The organism is Lactobacillus huangpiensis (assembly GCF_019972815.1).
Taxonomy (GTDB): Bacteria; Bacillota; Bacilli; order Lactobacillales; family Lactobacillaceae; genus Lactobacillus; species Lactobacillus huangpiensis.
Genome location: NZ_BPPA01000001.1, coordinates 66,987 through 84,420, shown reverse-complemented (window position 1 = coordinate 84,420; position 17,434 = coordinate 66,987). Strand labels below are relative to the sequence as shown.

The window sequence follows — 17,434 nt, the reverse complement described above, 5'->3', positions numbered from 1 at the left end:
GCTGCAAAAATGGCCGGCAATAGCCGACCAAGTGGAACGATTTTTAGCGGAGCGTACAGCTCACACCCGCTGTAGTAATACGGGTGTAGTGACGGTTATTATGATATGAAAGCATTAAAAAACGTAAAGATTGACCAGATACGCTTCACAGTACTTATAGTAGAAGACAAATTAAAAGATACAGATGAGCCTAGTATTATTAAAGCTATTAATCGATATTTCAAGTTTAGATTAATATTCAATAACCCTGTAAAAAAACTAACTGGTAAAAATGGATATACAAATTCTATTCTATGGGGTTCTAATGAACAAGGTGGATTAATATCCATCATGTATAACCCTAATCGGATTGATATGGGGGTAATGATCGATTTTACTTCTTCTGGAAAGTTATTATATGAATCTTTATGTCAACTAAATAGTATAGAGGTGAATTGGCGAAAAATAATTACAGCTATCTATCAACGCTATCATGGACATACAACAAGAATTGATGTAGCAATTGATCTAATCAATAAAGGATATTCGGTTAATACCATCTATCAAAATCTGAAAAATGGAAAATACGTGTTTATCAATCCTAGGAATCAAAAGATTAACTCTAATCGTATTCAACATATCGGAACCAGTGATGTAGTAAACACAATATATGTGGGGAGTAGATTTTCAGATTCCTATCTACGAATTTATGACAAAAAAAACAGAACAACTATCTAAACAAGGTATGTTTCACACTTTGGCTAATAGTTGTGATGATTGGGTTCGAGTAGAAGGTGAGTTTAAAAATCGTGAATGTCATCAGATAGGTGCAATGGTATCGACTTTAACAACAGATAATATAGGACCGTATCTAGTGAATTATGTGAATAAGCACTGGAAGTTAGTGGTTAATAATGACTAAGAAAAAAGATGAATATCAATTAACACCTTTTTGGCAAGAAATCGCTGATATTACTCAAGAACCAGATTTTCAAGGAGAAGGACAAGGTATAAAGGTAGATGGTGATTCTTTCATTTACAACAAATTACTTACTTTCCTCTATCGTGGAGCAGTTGGCACGTTATATGAAATCAAAGAGGCGTTAGGAAAAGAGCAGTTAGATTTATTTCTAAACTATATTTATTTTTACATTAATAATAGTGAAAAACCAGGTCATTATTATCCATCACAGTTAGTTAGAAAACAGATAGAAGAAATCAAACAGACAAAGGATTTATTTGATCTCAAAGATACTTTAAATGAGATTAGTAGGTTAGAATTTGAAAAACATGGCGTGAAAAATGTAAAGGGGTGGTTATTTGATGAAAACAGAGGAGAGACAAAATCTACTTAATCGTAGAGCACTCGCAAAAGCGCTTGGGTTAAGTGAAACAACACTTTGGCGTGTAATCAAGAGTAATCAAGAAATTGCTCGACAGAACAAGTTAAGAAAGTGCCCAACACACCGTAATTATGCTGGTGGTAGGAAGCATTATTTGGTGGATGAAGTGCAATCGTGGCTTGATTATATCAATAAATTCAGTTTGAAAAAGCACTGCTAACCAGCATATAATTAAGGAGTATCACATTAGTACTCCTTTTTAATTAGGAGAAACAAATGTCAATTTTAAAAATTAAGAAGGGACCTCAAGAAGGAAAGTATCGAGTTAGAATTCAACCAGTTGATCCAATTACTGGTAAACGTGTCACAATTCCTGTTGAATATGCTGATACACATAAAGAAGCTAAAGCTATAGAAAAAGCTATGTGGAATGAGTACAAAGCTAACATTCATTTAGGTGAAGCTGATGCAGTCTTTGCAGATTCGTTTCAACGGTATGTTAATCAAAGAGCTAATTCAGTTAGTCCAGTAACTTTGAAGAACTGGCAAGATTCAGCGAATGCTTTTAAAAAATATTTTGGTAAAGCAAAAATTAAAAATATTACTACAGCTTTAGTTTCACGTTATGCACATGATTACGTATCTAAGCATAAGGTAACAGTTAGCAAATCTTCTACAATAGCTAAACGATTAGTTTACATGAGAAACTTCTTTAATTCGATTAAAGGAATCAGTGAAAATCCAGTACCTGAAGCACCGTTAAAAGTTTTTTTCCGTAAAAGCGAATTTTCAATCTCCAAAGATTGGTACATTTTTACAGATGATCAATTAAGGAAAATTCGAGAGCTTATTCAAGATGATTTGGAACATAGTTCCGTGATGAATTGGGGAAGTAAGTTAGCAATATTGATTGAAAGTTACACAGGGTTGCGTATTGGTGAACTTCAAGCAATTAAGTTTAGTAATATTGTTTTTGAGAATAATGTGTGGACTTTAAAAATTAACGATAGTTGGTCAGATTATCTTAATGATTTCAATGGTAGCCTAAAGGCTAGACCTAGGGGAGCTTATAGAATCTTATTACCTTTACCTGAACATATAGTTCTTTTACTCAAGCGTTACCAAGATAAACAAGCAAGTTTTATTAAAGAGCATGAATTAGACAATTCACAAGATTTAATCTTTATTAATTTGCATAACTATAAGAGTATCTCAGGCAATCAGCCGATTAAGCAAAAAAGCATGAATGATATGCTGAGAGAAATTTGTAAAAAATTAGATATTCACGCAGGTGATAAACGTTTGAGTATGTATTCTTTCAGACATACCATATGTACGAAATTAGCTAATACTCCAGGGATGTCATATCCATGGGCAGCTGAAAAAATGGGACACTCCTTACAGATGTTTATGAATACATATGTTGGTGTTAACCCTGACATAGATAAACAAATGACACAACTATTAATAGGATAAAATTTTCAAAATGTGTTTATTAAAAGCACATTCAAAGTAAGTAAAAGGCTAACAAACGTTGACATAATAGGAAGAAACTAGATCAAACTAAGAACTTCTAGTCAGCATTTAGTAAAACAATCGAAAGATTTCTAAGTCTGTTATCCAGGTTCAAAAGAACTTGAGAGAGCAGGCTTTTTTGTTATTTTTGCATAGTTTGTTAACTTTTAAAAACACTTATGAATATTTAGGTCAGCCACAAGATTTGCCACACAAGATGAAAATTTGAAATTTTGTGTGGAAATCTCTGAATACAAACGTCATAAAGGCTGATATGACTGCTTTTCTTGAGGTAGATCTATGTGGCAAAGTAAAGTAAAAAGCATAAATATCGTTCATGCATAAGTAACTACAAGTTTAAAAATACTTAGTTACTAAATGTATTTGTTATGTCATTTTCTTCCATATCTTAAATTTTTACATTTTTAATGTCTAAAATTTTTTCTAAAGGATCTAATAATTCTAAACCATTTTTAGTAACAATGCTGTTGGTTAATTCACTGCAAGAATAGATATTGCGATAGATTTAATTGATTATGGTTTTTCAGTTAATGGAATAAGTGATGGTCTAGCAAAAAAAGAACTGATTTTTTTGAATAAACAAGGAAACATAATAGGTTCAGAGCATTATAAGATTATTGGGTAGCACTGAAGAAGCACAGACAATTTATGTTGGTAGTAGGAGAAGTGAGGCTTTCTTACGAATTTGTAATAAGAAGATTGAACAAGCACGATCAGACGGGCTATATCTAGCTGTTTCAATTGAATGTAAAGACTGGATAAGAATTGAAGCAGAATATAAACATCGTCTGGCTAAGGAAATAGGTAAATTAATTGCTTTGATGGAAACAGATGATATTTACCCAAGGCTATTAAGCTGTGTATTAGACCGGTGGTCGTTAGTAAAGAATAGGGGAAATAATGATAGATAAGGAATTGCTTTATTCTTCAGAATGGGTAGTTTTGCATGAATTAGCTAAGAGAAAAGGATTAAGCGATCTTGAACGTATTCAAACTGATGCCTCGTTGAATAAAAAAGTTAACTGGTTTCTATTCAATGGAGCAACTGGCGTATTAATGCTAATTAAGGAAATATATGGTTCAACTGACTTAAAAGAATTTTATATGTTTCTTGATTATTTTATGAAAGATGTTGATAAACCAGGACATTATCAGTATTCAGATAAGATAAAAAATGATATTAAAACGGTCAAGAGCGCTGTTCAAGAAAGTGAATTTAAAAAAATATTTGGAGTAGCTAAAACAAGAATTGACTAAATTGGATTCGGGAAAATGGGGTAGAAAGTAATGTTCGGGACACAATTTTTGAATGCGCAGCAAATAGCGCAAAAGTTAGGAATCAGTTATACGTATTTTTTTAAGGTGCTAAAAAGGGGTGGAAACTGTCCCTATCATCAACTAGGAAATGATGGGCGAAAATATTATGTTCTAGAAGAAGTCGAGCATTGGCTACTTGAAAGCACTCAAAAGTAATATTAAGTGTGGCAAATAAGATGTTACACCTTTTCTGAAGAAAATAAAAATGTCAATTACAAAAAACACATCGGGGAAAAATGAAGTTAAGACGCTCGAACAAAAAATGTGGGTAGATTACCGCGAAAGACAAAATTTGGCAGACGATGTTTTAAATCAACCACTACTAAGGTTTTAAATAATTATGTTGAAGAAGAATATAATTCTAGACGCTGGTCATCAATTACAACTTACAATAATTGGAAATATACCGTTAAATTAGTTTCACAATATTTTGGTAAAAAGAAAATACGTAATGTAAAAGAAAAAGATATACGTGATTTTGCAAGGGAGTACGTTAGAATACATAAAACAACGGTAGCTCCACATAGTACGATTACACGACAATTACAAAATTTACGAGCATTTTTCTTCGCACTACAAGATTATGGCTTAACTACAAATCAAGTGCCAATTAAAGCACTATCTAAATTTTTTAGACGTGATGAAATGGCGCTACCTGTTAAGAAGTACATATTTACTAACGACAAAATTACTAGAATAAAAAAGAAATTTACCGACAACTAAAAAATAGTAGTGTCAGTCATTGGACTATTAAAATTGCTATTTTGATTGCACTGGAAACGGGAATGCGACCGCAAGAAATTCAAGGTTTAAAATGGTCTAATTTATATGCGGACGGTAAGTATCAAGCCTTTAATATAAATAATTCATGGAATGAAAAAGAAAAGCAATTTAACGGTCATTTGAAGAGTAGACGTAAAGGTGTATTTAGATTAACCCTTCCCTTCCCTGAACCACTTTTGCAGTTATTGGATAAGTTTCATCACTGTCAGAATAAGTTTATCTATGAACATGATTTGACTAATAAAAATGAATAGATCACTTTGAATATTAAAGATTATCGGCTATGTGCTTTTGGCTATCCAGTTGTGCAACATAGTATGAATGATATGTTAAAAAAATCATGTAATAAAGTTGGAATAAATAACGGTAGGTTAAGTAATAGTATGTATACGTGTCGGCATACGGTAGCAACTAAATTAGGTAATACTCCGGGTATGAGTTATCCATGGGCAGCAAGTCGTATGGGGTATACAGTAAAAATGTTTATGAAAACGTATGTCCATGTAGATGAGGATCGGAATGTGGAAATGTCGGAGTTAGTGATAGATAATATCAGCTTGAAATCTTAAAATAATGAATAAATTTATCATTGACGTTTATAATTGTTTTTTATATAATAACTTTGCATTTTATGTTATGTAAAGGTGGTTAATTGAATGAAAAAGATAAAAGCTTATTTAATAGCAGTTTTATCTGTACTTTTATTAGGAGTGCAAACCCTACCTGTGTTGGCAAAGACCGAAAGTATCACTCCTGCAAGTAATTATAGATTTAATTCAAAAGAGTCAACTTACGTAATCGACAAACAATCTAAATACTATAAAACTGTTTGGAAAAAAGCAATATCGGCTTGGAATAAAGTGGGTTTTAGTTGGAAAAATTCCAGTAGCTCGAAAATTCATTTGATGTCACTTACTATGAAGCAAGATAAGCGTAAAGTTGACAATAAATCTGATAGAATGACAAAGAATATTACAGGAACATGTATTATATGGTCGTATAAAGGAACCGATATAATAGCAAAGGCAGACGTTAAGTTAAATAAAGATACTTTAAAAAAGAATCATTATACCCAAAAAGAAAGAATAAATGTTGCTGAACATGAATTAGGACATGCTTTAGGTTTAAATCATAATTTAAAAAATAGTAAATCTGTTATGAATCCAGCCAATAAATATTATTCTATTAAAAAACCTGATATAAAGGGAATGAATAAAATTTATTCTAAGGTTGTTAATAATGATATGATTGATAAGAAACCTAAATTGGTAAAGACTGTTTTTCGATTGAAAATAGACTCACAACATAAAAATAGAGCTAGTTGATAAAGCGAGGTAAAGATTATGAATAAGCGAAAATTTTTAAATGTAAGTATAGCTGCAACTTCTATGATACTGTTTGCTAGTGGATTAACTACATCAGTTTCTGCTAAAAATGGGTTAAGTATTGTGAAAGTTGGAAAAACTGTTTGTCCTGCATATGGTATAGCTAATTTTCATACGGTATATTCTGGGAAGACACATAGAATTACTTTTACAGGTACTGCATCAGGCTTTAAAACTTTAACTATAAAATATGGTAATAAAGTCGTTAAATCAGTTAAGGTTAAGAAAAATGGTGAGAATTTTAAAGTAAATGTTTCTTTTAAGGGATATAACACCTTTAAAATTTATGGCGATAAAAAAATATTAAAGACAGTAACTTCGTCCAAGTATGCAACCAAAAAGCCGAATATTTATTCATATGATCAATCAGAAGATAATTTGAATATTAAATTATATGGTAAAAAGGGCGATATCATTATTGTTTGGAAGAATGGACAGCCAATTAATAGACAAAAAGTTGTTTCATCTGAATTAACAACTCTAACAGTGGAAAATAGTGCATTCGATGATAATGCCAAAGTAGTAATTACGGAACATAAATTAGGTAAAAAGACCAGTAAGGGTATTCAATTATCTAAATTGGATATTGGTGAGCATGCTATTATGAATTAAGCTTAATGCCACAATTTTTGCCACACAGTTTTATTATTAATGGATGTAATTATTGATGTAGCAATAAAATTAAGTGTAAGACTAGATGCTTCTAGTCGCACTAAGAAAACAATCGAAAGATTTTTAAGTCTGTTATTCAGGTTCAGAAGAACTTAGAATGATAGGCTTTTTTGTTGTAGTCATTTTGGCGTTGTCAAAATAAGTTCTCCTTGAAGATGATTTAATTGTATTAAATATTATGCTTGGTGTCCCCTAGGCTAACCAATTACACCAAAAGTATGTGATATATTGAAGCAAATATGTGGCAAAGTTGAAATTAAATTAGACAATCTCCTGTATTAGTTAGTCCCAGATAGCTAGCTGAATAAAGATATTGGAATGTTGGAAGTAACTATTTACATATGCATAGGATATAAAAACATATTAACTTATATATTAATACATAATAAAATATAACCGTTATTGACAGGGAGAGTATTACAACAATGAAAAAAGTAAGAAACATTTATTAGTTTGTATAGCATTGCTCTATACTATTAGAGTAATAGTAACCCTCCGTATTAGCTAAGAAAGCTGTAACACCAATAACTAGATTAAAAAATTTTGCAAAACGCAAGGTGTTGAGTTGGAAAGGCGTTAAAATACAACTAGAATATGCTTGGACAAAGTTGCACCATGCAGTAGCAAAAGACGGATCAATTACTAACGGTGGCCCAGACTGGATAGACATATACAATCATGGAATTTCTATCAAAGAATGGTGGAAAATGGATAATGTATCAGATATAGCTGGTATTTATACTGACTGTTTTGGTCGTGGTGCTACCAGTCATATGGCACACAACGATCCCCATGAGGCTAATGCTAGAAAATGGTACGCTAAATTAGCTGGTACTACACCAGACAGTGAAGGCGGACAAATTGATGACGATACTATTAGTACTGACGGTGGTGGTGACTGTAGTAGTGGTGATCAAAACGCAGGTGGGTCAAAAGCTATCGGCGAAAAATTATCATATTATGATGATCTTGCGCCTTGGTTAGAAAAGTGGCCTAATAAATAACTTATAACCTAGGCGGTGCATCAAGCAATTTAGACCATGAGAGCACTGCTAAAAGCGTTGGTACCGATTGTTCGGGCTTTGTAGGCTGGGCATTAGGAAAAATTGGAATTCACGTCAGTGGACGACCAACGACTTATTCATTAATTCAATCAGATGTTACGGTCATTAGTAAAGAGGAAGCAAAAGCTGGTGATCTAATCTTCTTCGGTGACAAAAAAGCCCCTTATCATGTTGGTATCTATATTGGTGGCGGCTACATGATTAACGATCAAGATAACGGGATTGTTAGGGAAAAAGTTTGGCCAGACCAGCATATATACGCACATTTGAAAGGTAACCTAATTCCTAGCAAGTATAAATAAACAAATCTAAGTATCTAAATTAGTTTCTCTAAAGGAGACATAAATAATGGAAATAAAAAAGAAAACCTATCAAGTATTATCAATCGTTTTTCTAATTATTGCTTTAGCAGCCTTAACCTTTACGTTTATTAGCCATAAGCAAGCACAAAAGCATAATCTGCAGCAAAGCGAAGTAATTACCCAGCTAAAAGATAAAAACAAGAAATTACTAAATCAGTACAATCGCTTAAAGTCTAATCGTCTAAAAATATAGTGCTAATAATCTTAACAATAGTAGTATGGACGTTAAACCAAATGTCGATAAATTTTTTAAAGTAATTAATAATTGGACCGGAGACAACTATGCTACATGATCAAGACGAGCCAAAAAATATGCAACGGAAGACGTTGTTAAACTTTTTGTAGGTGGAACAGACAACGAAACTGCAGCTAAACAGTTGAAAGCTAATGATACTAAGAAAAAAATCATTGACGCACATTGGTATATCGAAAAAATTTCCGGTGAAAAAGTTAACAGACTTTATATCATAGCAACTAAATCCAGCGTTCAAGATACTAATCAGGCTAAGCAAAGACAAGTCTTTTTAATTTTGAAAAGTGCACAGGTTTGCAATTGTTAAATTGATAAAATAACTAATTCGCTATTAAAAAAAACATTATGCTAAACTGATTTTAACGAAAAACATAGCTGGCATATGTATTTATGATCATATCACTATGATGGATTTGGGCTTATGAATTCAGCTGAGGTGTGGTAAATAAAGATGCACTCAAGGTACATCATTTTACAAAAAGCAAGCTATAAATGTTGCAGAACATGCATTAGGATTGACACATAATGAAGACACTAAGAAGTCAGTTATGTATCAATACAATAATTTATATCCTATTCAAAAAGTAGATAACGCAGGAATAAAAAAATTTATTCAAGTAAATTCACTGAAGATTCACGAATAGGTAAAGTTTGATTATAACGAGGAGTGTCTTATGAATAGGAAAAAATTAATTAAATTTGTGATAGCAACGATATTATTTTTTAGTGAGCATAGTAGCTCCAGATATGGCTGCTAATGCTGTCAATTACAGTTATTCAGGTAAAACCCACAAAATCACCTTTAGTGTGGATGCAACAGGCTTTAAGAAATTGATAGTTAAGTTTGACGGCAAGGCAGTCAAAGCGGCTAAAGTAAAGGGCAATGGTAAGTTTAAAGTAACCGTGCCTTTTAAAGGCTACAAGACCTTTAAATTATATGGAGACAAGCAATTGCTTAAAACCATTTCAGCAAAGAAATATGTGACATAAAAAGAGCTATCATAGATGTCACAAAAATTCCTACACAATCTTTGGACTTTAATCTATAAAAGCCATTCTAGCAAAAGAAGTTATAATAAGCTTACATACTTCTAGTCGCATTCGGAAAAATAAAATTAGTAAAATAACCTTGAAATATCAATGTTTTACGCTGATATTTCAAGGTTATTTTTGTTTGTTAAAGATATACGGCACGAGGTAATAACGCTGTATACCAAATAATTCTTTGAGTTCAAAATAGAGATTGCTAGAGTCTTATTCTTTAGGCGTCCAGTTGTGCTAGCAAATGAAGCAATAGCTTCGCTTGATCCTGTACTTTCTAGGAAAATTCATAATACTCTTTTGCAGGAATATTCTGGAACAGTCACTGAAGTAGCACATCATCTTATTCCTAAGGAAAAGATGATAATTAACAAAATAATTCACTTTAAAAATTAGGCTTATTTAGAGTAGCGATATCATAATTAAGTAGATAGTTACTTACTTATATTTTTACAAGCCAGTAGCCAATAGATATAATTATATTAATAAAAATATGTTGTCACTAGCTTAATTAATAGTATTATTATTTTTTTGTTGATTTAAGATTTGTTTATTGCTGTTATTAAATAAATATAAATTTATAAATAATAGTTGGTAAAATTTCATAACTAGTAACGTGTTATATGGGTTAATACTGGCAATGGGCTTTTAATTTTTTATCTTCAATAATTTTAGGATTTTTATTACTGAAAGCTTATAGTAGTGTGATGAAACTATATTTTTTAAGTTTATAGCAAATGTTGTAGTTCTTATGACATCGTTTATAGTAAAAACCAGGTTACTATACATAAACTTTCTTTTTGTTAATTATTTTAATCTTTGTTTTAAAAAAGGGATGTGAAAAAATTATGAATTATTATAAAGCCTTTGATGCAGGAAGTAGCATATATCTGGTTGCATTTATAATTGATTATATTATAGAGCTGTTTAGTATTAACAGTTCTGGTATCAAGACAACAGCATTAGGACTGAAAATAATTACAAATATGAATGAGCATTCCTTAAATACGACTTTTTCATTAACATGGAGAGTGCTAATTTCGTATTTGATTTTTATATTATTTTTTATGTCCGCCTTTTATTTTTTTAAAAAGATAAAAAAACAGATGACTATATGATAATGTGAGCTAGAATAATAGTCTTATTCAGAAGAATCATTTGATTCGATTAACCTTGACCTATCAGCATTTCACGCAGATAAGTTAAGGCTAATTTTTTATACAATGATAAATTTTTTACAGTGCAATAAACAAGTTTGCGATGCAAAATTTAATTATTTTGCACCGATAATTTCAGAAATTTTATGATTTTTCTATAAATCATTTATGACAGAATATACAAATTAATATCGTTAAACCTTTCATTGTTTTTTGCAATATGAAATTATTATTAATTTAATTACAATAGAAAGCAGGCAACCGAAGATGAAACCAGTATACACACTATAAATTAGAGATAGCATTAAATAATTTAGGCAAGAACTTATTGAGACGCATTTAGTAAAATGCGCCAATGGTTTAGCTTTGTCTAATTTTATTATTTTTATATTTTTTATTTTATTAATGGAAACTGGCAAAAGAATATTGACTTTAGTTTAGTAAAAATTGTTTTTCATCTTTTTTCTATTAATAACTTTTTTAGTTGTGCAATTTTGGTCAATATTACTAATGTTTGGTAAATTGCTGAAAATAATCATGCCTAACTAAAACTAATTATGTTATCTCTAATTTTTTAAATTTAAAAAGTTAATATTTTTGAAAATTAGAAGGGTAATTAATTATGAAAAAGCTACATTCTTTTCAACATTACTTCGATCTGCTTTTAGCGACTTATAAATTATTTTTCAAGGCAGCTCGCAGTTTAGCTGCTTTTGTTTTTTGTTGGCTCCTATCCAAGCAATTGCATCCGTTCTTGCAGTCAATGCGGGACAAAATGTTATTAACGATGTTTCTAATCACCAAAATTTTGTTGTTAGTCTAATAATTTGGATTATAGCTACCGCTGTAACGCAGCTATTGCCACCGATAGCTACTTCTGTTCAAGGCATTTTGACTGAAAAACTAACGGGCTTTATCAATGTCAGCTTAATGACTAAATCCCAAGATTTACAGTCTCTTAGCATTTTTGACGACAACTCTTACTATGATGATTTAAAGATGTTAAAAGATGATGTTTTGTGGCGTCCAGTCAATTTAATCGTGTTTGGAGTAGCAGTAATCCAGTCTGCTTTAACTCTGTTTTTATCTTATTTCTTTTGGCGCGCTATAATTGATGGATTGCAGTTTTACTGCTGTTAGTCATGGTCCCTCAAAGTTTGAGCTACTATCGCATCCAACAAAAAGCCTTTGAAGCCATGGTCACCCGTAGTAAAAATGTTAGAAAACTAGATTACTTAAGCTCATTACTTTTAGATCGCAAAGATGCTAAAGAAATAAGATTATTTAGCATGTTTCCAGCTGTTATTAAAAAATACGTCAAATTATTTAAGAATACTAGAAAAGATGTGGATCAAGTCCGTAAAAAGCAGATGTACATTAGCACTTTCTTCCTCGCACTTGTGGTCACACTTTCGGGTTATGGCTTTTATTGGTTCGCTTCTGCAGTTGTTCATGGGATACTTGGTGCTGGCGCTTTATTGATGTTTATTTCTGTCATTACAGCTGTTTCTTCTTCTTTGGCTACGTTGGTAGAAGACAGCAGTCTGCTTTACGATTCACTTTTATGGGTAGAAAAATATCAGCGCTTTGAGAATTACCATGATGACTTTCAAAGTGGTACTAAAGAAATAGCCGCACCGATTGAGCAAATTAAATTAGGGCATGTTTCGTTTGTTTATCCCTTTTCTAAAAATGAAGTTTTGCATGATTTGAATTTTCAAATTAATCAAGGTGAAAAAATCGCTGTAGTGGGTGAAAATGGTTCAGGCAAGTCAACTTTAATTAAATTATTGTTGCGTTTTTATGATCCAAGTAAGGGAAAGATCGAGCTTAACGGTAATGATTTTCGTGAATTTACTCTTGCAAATTATCGGCAAAATTTATCCGTCACTTTTCAAAGTTGAGTTTGGCCGACAATGTAGCAGTTTTTCGTCCAGGCGGTAACGCGAAAATTAAATCTGCGTTGAAGAAGGCAGGTTTAGAAACATTGCTTAAAGATAAAAATATCGACTTAAATACAATTTTAAGTAAGGAATTTGCGAATGGCACTGAACTTTCAGGAGGACAGTGGCAAAAAATAGCACTTGCACGTGACATGTATACTAATGCTCAAATAGAGTTCTTAGATGAGCCTACTGTGGCTTTAGACGCTAAAAGTGAAAATGAAATTTACCAGCATTTTTTGGCAGAAAACGAGGGCAAAACAATTATTTTTGTAACACATCACTTGTCGGCCGTGAAATATGCGGATAAAATTCTCTTTTTACAAAATGGCAGAGTTCTGGGCTTTGATACACACGAAAAATTAATCAGGAGTAATGCTGATTATCGCAATATGTATAATTTACAAAAAGAGGCTTATATATAAGTATAAATAGATATAACAAAAATAGATAAAACCTATGTTTATTTTAGTGTTAAATGTAGATTTTATCTATTTTATATTCCGAAACTTTTTAATTGTTATTTTACTTCATCTATGTCATCTTCAGCTAAACGATGATGGTATAAGCTTTGATCTGTTTTATCAATGTCTGTTGTCAGTGCTTCTTCAATAGCTTGCTGAATTTCAATCATGTTTTGTTTATTATAAAATGGAACGGATATTTCGTATGCTGTGCCACCCTTTTCAATTGATAATTTAGTCATAATACCATTTAAAAAGATTCCGATACCAATTAATAAAATAATAACACCGATTGCTGTATCAGAGTTAAACATTCCCAATCCAGTCGTTGCTATAATCACACCAAAAATGAAGTCTTTAACGGAGTAAGATGTATCAATTGAAGCATCAGATATATTTTTTAAAGGAATATTTTGTTTATGCTTACCAGCTGGAAGTAGGCCCAGTACTGTATTTTGCTCAACTATTCTTACAAATCTATAGTCAACTGCCACTGATCCCTTAATCCAAAAAAGTAATGTACTGGCAGAAAATTCTTTTTTAAACCACGTCTTATTACGTGACTTATTCATTTCTACTTTCTTTTCTCCTGTTTCTTTGATTACCTCTGGCATATTTTTCCTCCTAAATTAATTATAAAAATGTCTTAAAGCCTTAAGAAATTCTTATAAATTACTATAGCACATTAAAGCCGTTATTAACAGTGCTCTAGAGGCATTCTAGGCAATTTTTATAGCATTTTTACTTAAATTGCTGTTGTTGGTTTCTCGAAAGGGGGTGATTGAAATAATAAAAAAGTGGGAGTATAAATTGCAAGGAGTATGGTTATTTTTAAAGCCTGTCAGTCCAATCAAAAATTTTAATGTTACAATTCTAGGACTTTCTGGTAATAACATAACTTCAGTTGCTGTTTCAGCGTTCAACAAAAATTTATTTAAGTAACATATTAAGTATAAACTATATTTTGATAATTATAAGAATAAACCGTATTTTAAATGTTATTTTTTGATAAAAATTAATTTTTTAATTTCATGTATTTTAAGCATAGCTAACTAAAGTATATTCAGGATATCATGTAATATAATTTATATATAAAAAACATTGACACATATAATATACAATTATATAATAAACAGAGAATTCGTGCAAAAAATTATTGCTACGTGTTGTGCACCCGCGCTTTATTTGTTTTTAATAATTATTTATTGAAAGGAAAGTACTTTGAAAAAAATAAAACTTTATTTTATGTTAACTTTATTTTTAACATTATTAATGAGCTGTTTACAAATTAATGTATCAGCTAAAACAAAATCTACGACTCCGATAAAACTCAATCCTAGAGTCAGCAATTTTCATAGTAACTATTCCGGCAAGATGCATAAAATAACTTTTAGTGGTAGGACTAATGATGTATTTAATTTGAAAATTAAATATGATAATCAAGTGGTCAAAAATTTGAAAGTAAATCAGAATGTCGCAAAGTTCAAAGTTACTATTCCTTTCAAAGGTTATGAGACATTCAAAATTTATGGTGATAAAAAATTACTTAAAACTGTTTCTCCTAAGAAATATGTTACAAATAAGCCAATTTTGAGTAAGGTAAAGAGGAATAATAGTTCAGTCTATATTGAATTCTATACCAGGCCGGGGAATATTATAAAAATTTGGGAAAATGGGAAACCTGTATATTCCACGACAAGTGATATTTCTAAGGACAATATATTTCTGGAAAGCAAAAATTTTCATAATTATGATAATTTAAGAATAACTCAGCATAAGAGGGGTCAGAAGACAAGCAAAATGTTAACTTTACCAAAGCTTAAAATAGGTGAAGTTTATCGTAGAATAAAATAAATGATCTGGTAAAAATCGAAAATATCTAATTGGATTGTATTAATTACACCGATTAAGGTAGATTTGTGTCACCAAAACTTCAATTAAAAGCAAGAGTTCATAATGTAGGTAAGCATAAAGACCTGGCTTAGGGATTATATGATAAGTTCTAAATATAAAAAAGAGTAGAATAATATGAATAAGCTTATGAGGTCTAGTGCAGACTTGGGAGCAACGATTTTATTGTTGATTAGTGACATTGTCCAGTTATAGCATTAAAAAGTAATTTACAAAATGATAAGGTTGCTGTTATCAATGGTATAAGGAAACTTAACTATAGTTATTCTGGCAAGACACATAAAATTACGTTTCTTGGAACTGCATTGGAATTTAAAATTTAACTGATGTACAGGACTTTGTTAAAAGTTATTAGTATGTTAATTTTATTCTTGTGGCAACCTATTTGCCTCTGGATTAGCCTATATTTAATTAAAAATGTTCAGACTATTATTTAAAATATTTTTAACAAATATATCTAAATGATTTATCCTGAGAAGATATTAATAAAGGTTTATTATGCAGAATAAAAGACTAATGAAAAATATTCAAAGACTAACTACTGTTTTAGCAATAATTTTGTGGCTTACTGTGATTGGTATTTTTGCTATTGCCTTCGCTAAAAATCAGTTGTGGAGCATGGGACCGATCATTACATATAATAGACCGCGAAATGCCCTTGGCTGGTTGATTGTAGCCGCAATTGCAGTATCAACCATCAGTGCAATTCTTAAGTTAACGTAAGATAAATAAAATTAAAAAAGAATACTGCACCGCTAAAATTGATCAAATTAAATATATAATCTACATGGTTGTTTTTTAAAAACCTTGCGCACTTTCCAAGAAAGACTTCTGCAGAAATAAATATAGCAGAAAACAAATATGAGAAAATACCTGCCATGATTTAAGTATTGTGTACTACTCCCAAAAGCTTGGACAAAAAGTTAATATCATTTCTTTAAGGCTTGAGCCCGATATTCTTTCGGGGTCAAGCCTTTTAGTCTCTCTTTAACTTTCTTCGTTATAGTAGTGAATGTATTCTGTAATTGCTTTAATTAGTTCTTGCAGATTACATTTAAACGATAAATATAGTTGTAAATATAATGATATTTATAATTATACATGTTAAATGAGCCGTGATTGACATTGTCATCACTTACAAATGCTACACGACTAATAATAAGACCGTTATTTGAAAAAAAAAAATCAGTTCACTATTACTTGAACTGATTGATTAGATATTTAAAGAAACTTTGAATTGTTGGTAAGTGTTCAACTAGATTTTATAAGCAACTAAGCTCTAATTTAACCCTGATTTTGTAGATCCTTTGTATTGATCCAATGCAGATTTTAAATCTTTGTCTGTAATTTTGACGTTTTGGTCTTTCAAAACTTGGCTGATTACATTTCTCATAACAGTAGAATTTGCGGCCCATTTGGCATAAAGGTTATTTGTTAGTTCTGCTCTATTGTTTTCAAAACTCCCTTTAGCTGGATGGTTAATCATTTTTATTATCTCATAGCCATTAGTAACTTTTACTGGAGTGTTGGTATATTCACCATTTTTAAGCTTATATGCGGCATTTTTGAAAGTGGAATCCCAATTTTTATTTGCTTGATTAAAAGGTGCTAATTTTCCGCCATTAGTACTGGTAGAACTATCTACAGAATACTTTTTTGCTAAACTTGAAAAACTTTTTCCATTGTCTAATTGATTGATAATTTCTTCAGCTATTGAGTGACTGGTTACTAAAATATGCTGCACAGTAATCTTTGGTTGATATGTTTTCCACTCTGCTTTTAATTCTTTATTTGTGGGTTTTATTTGAGACCTCAATGCAATTTCACTAAGTAGGTTAATTTGAATCATTCTCTTAAAAGATGACTTAGTGTATGAATTTTGTGCTAAAAATTCATCAAATTGTGAGCCATAGCGCTCTTTATAATTATTGTATTCTTGAGTAACTTCTTTAGAATTCAACTTTTCCCCATATTGGGCCTTTAGAGCGTCATAAATCAACAAATTAGCTAAAACGTTTTTACTTGAAGGAGCTGACTTAAGTTCCTTATAAAACTCTTGTTGCGTAATTTTTTTATCTTTTCCATATTGAGCAACTTCTGTATTATTTGATTTTGAACAACCTGCTAAACTCAGTAAGGAAATGCCAGTTACAGCAGTTATTACACCTTTTAATAATTTGTTCATTTTATCTCCTCCAATGAAGATTTTCATCTAATTATTAAA

General features: G+C 31.0%; 22 protein-coding genes and 1 pseudogene. 21 read left to right on the top strand and 2 right to left on the bottom strand.

Annotated elements, in window-relative coordinates; all coding sequences use genetic code 11:
- Positions 1-105 precede the first annotated feature (105 nt).
- The 19 genes and pseudogenes from LDM90_RS00425 to LDM90_RS00335 all read left to right on the top strand — a co-directional run bounded on the left by LDM90_RS00425 (position 106) and on the right by LDM90_RS00335 (position 13,260).
- Positions 106-717, top strand: a complete 612-nt coding sequence (locus LDM90_RS00425) for a replication initiation factor domain-containing protein (RefSeq protein WP_223896155.1) — start codon at positions 106-108, stop codon at positions 715-717.
- Positions 718-736: 19 nt separating this feature from the next.
- Complete coding sequence (locus LDM90_RS00420; RefSeq protein WP_223898619.1) at positions 737-901, top strand: hypothetical protein; 165 nt, start codon at positions 737-739, stop codon at positions 899-901.
- Positions 894-1,334 carry a hypothetical protein gene (locus tag LDM90_RS00415; protein WP_223896154.1) on the top strand — a complete coding sequence of 147 codons (441 nt, stop codon included), beginning with the start codon at positions 894-896 and terminating at the stop codon, positions 1,332-1,334. Before LDM90_RS00420 ends, LDM90_RS00415 begins: the two co-directional genes overlap by 8 nt.
- Positions 1,303-1,542, top strand: a complete 240-nt coding sequence (locus LDM90_RS00410) for a hypothetical protein (protein WP_223896153.1) — start codon at positions 1,303-1,305, stop codon at positions 1,540-1,542. The genes LDM90_RS00415 and LDM90_RS00410 overlap by 32 nt, the downstream gene beginning before the upstream one ends.
- A 56-nt stretch (positions 1,543-1,598) precedes the next feature.
- Positions 1,599-2,798: a tyrosine-type recombinase/integrase gene (locus tag LDM90_RS00405; protein ID WP_223896152.1), complete on the top strand. Its 1,200-nt coding sequence runs from the start codon at positions 1,599-1,601 to the stop codon at positions 2,796-2,798.
- 677 nt (positions 2,799-3,475) lie between these two features.
- Entirely contained in the window at positions 3,476-3,769 is a 294-nt protein-coding gene (locus LDM90_RS00400) for a replication initiation factor domain-containing protein (protein WP_223896151.1), read from the top strand.
- Positions 3,759-4,115, top strand: a complete 357-nt coding sequence (locus tag LDM90_RS00395; RefSeq protein WP_223896150.1) for a hypothetical protein — start codon at positions 3,759-3,761, stop codon at positions 4,113-4,115. Before LDM90_RS00400 ends, LDM90_RS00395 begins: the two co-directional genes overlap by 11 nt.
- 324 nt (positions 4,116-4,439) lie before the next feature.
- Positions 4,440-4,898 carry a site-specific integrase gene (locus LDM90_RS00385; protein ID WP_223896148.1) on the top strand — a complete coding sequence of 153 codons (459 nt, stop codon included), beginning with the start codon at positions 4,440-4,442 and terminating at the stop codon, positions 4,896-4,898.
- 41 nt (positions 4,899-4,939) lie between these two features.
- The gene (locus tag LDM90_RS00380) at positions 4,940-5,212 is read left to right on the top strand and encodes a site-specific integrase (protein ID WP_238480241.1); all 273 of its coding nucleotides are present in this window, start codon (positions 4,940-4,942) and stop codon (positions 5,210-5,212) included.
- Positions 5,213-5,614: 402 nt separating this feature from the next.
- Positions 5,615-6,283, top strand: coding sequence for a matrixin family metalloprotease (locus LDM90_RS00375; protein WP_223896147.1), 669 nt, complete (start codon positions 5,615-5,617; stop codon positions 6,281-6,283).
- Between the two features lie 18 nt (positions 6,284-6,301).
- On the top strand, positions 6,302-6,955 hold the full coding sequence (locus tag LDM90_RS00370; protein WP_223896146.1) for a hypothetical protein: 654 nt from the start codon (positions 6,302-6,304) through the stop codon (positions 6,953-6,955).
- Positions 6,956-7,572: 617 nt separating this feature from the next.
- Positions 7,573-8,019, top strand: coding sequence for a hypothetical protein (locus LDM90_RS00365; protein ID WP_223896145.1), 447 nt, complete (start codon positions 7,573-7,575; stop codon positions 8,017-8,019).
- Positions 8,016-8,381, top strand: a complete 366-nt coding sequence (locus LDM90_RS09460; protein ID WP_223896316.1) for an NlpC/P60 family protein — start codon at positions 8,016-8,018, stop codon at positions 8,379-8,381. Before LDM90_RS00365 ends, LDM90_RS09460 begins: the two co-directional genes overlap by 4 nt.
- A 46-nt stretch (positions 8,382-8,427) precedes the next feature.
- Positions 8,428-8,634, top strand: coding sequence for a hypothetical protein (locus LDM90_RS00355; protein ID WP_223896144.1), 207 nt, complete (start codon positions 8,428-8,430; stop codon positions 8,632-8,634).
- 184 nt (positions 8,635-8,818) lie between these two features.
- Positions 8,819-9,001: a hypothetical protein gene (locus tag LDM90_RS00350; protein ID WP_223896143.1), complete on the top strand. Its 183-nt coding sequence runs from the start codon at positions 8,819-8,821 to the stop codon at positions 8,999-9,001.
- 208 nt (positions 9,002-9,209) lie between these two features.
- Positions 9,210-9,338 (top strand): hypothetical protein, encoded by a 129-nt coding sequence (locus LDM90_RS09395; RefSeq protein ID WP_274381231.1) that lies wholly within the window; start codon positions 9,210-9,212, stop codon positions 9,336-9,338.
- An 82-nt stretch (positions 9,339-9,420) separates the two neighbouring features.
- A complete protein-coding gene (locus LDM90_RS00345) occupies positions 9,421-9,684 on the top strand; it encodes a hypothetical protein (protein WP_223898617.1) in 264 nt (87 codons plus the stop codon).
- Between the two features lie 285 nt (positions 9,685-9,969).
- Complete coding sequence (locus LDM90_RS00340) at positions 9,970-10,131, top strand: multidrug ABC transporter ATP-binding protein (protein ID WP_141639295.1); 162 nt, start codon at positions 9,970-9,972, stop codon at positions 10,129-10,131.
- 1,383 nt (positions 10,132-11,514) lie between these two features.
- Positions 11,515-13,260 (top strand): annotated as a pseudogene (locus tag LDM90_RS00335) (ABC transporter ATP-binding protein).
- Positions 13,261-13,355: 95 nt separating this feature from the next.
- Here LDM90_RS00335 and LDM90_RS00330 read toward each other — a convergent pair.
- The gene (locus LDM90_RS00330) at positions 13,356-13,913 is read right to left on the bottom strand and encodes a hypothetical protein (RefSeq protein WP_222710080.1); all 558 of its coding nucleotides are present in this window, start codon (positions 13,911-13,913) and stop codon (positions 13,356-13,358) included.
- A 607-nt stretch (positions 13,914-14,520) separates the two neighbouring features.
- On the opposite strand from LDM90_RS00330, the gene LDM90_RS00325 reads away from it, so the two are divergent.
- Positions 14,521-15,153: a hypothetical protein gene (locus LDM90_RS00325; protein ID WP_187154201.1), complete on the top strand. Its 633-nt coding sequence runs from the start codon at positions 14,521-14,523 to the stop codon at positions 15,151-15,153.
- A 573-nt stretch (positions 15,154-15,726) separates the two neighbouring features.
- Positions 15,727-15,933 (top strand): hypothetical protein, encoded by a 207-nt coding sequence (locus tag LDM90_RS00320; protein ID WP_223898615.1) that lies wholly within the window; start codon positions 15,727-15,729, stop codon positions 15,931-15,933.
- Positions 15,934-16,489: 556 nt separating this feature from the next.
- Here LDM90_RS00320 and LDM90_RS00315 read toward each other — a convergent pair.
- On the bottom strand, positions 16,490-17,395 hold the full coding sequence (locus LDM90_RS00315) for a peptidylprolyl isomerase PrsA (protein WP_223896140.1): 906 nt from the start codon (positions 17,393-17,395) through the stop codon (positions 16,490-16,492).
- Between the last annotated feature and the right edge of the window lie 39 nt (positions 17,396-17,434).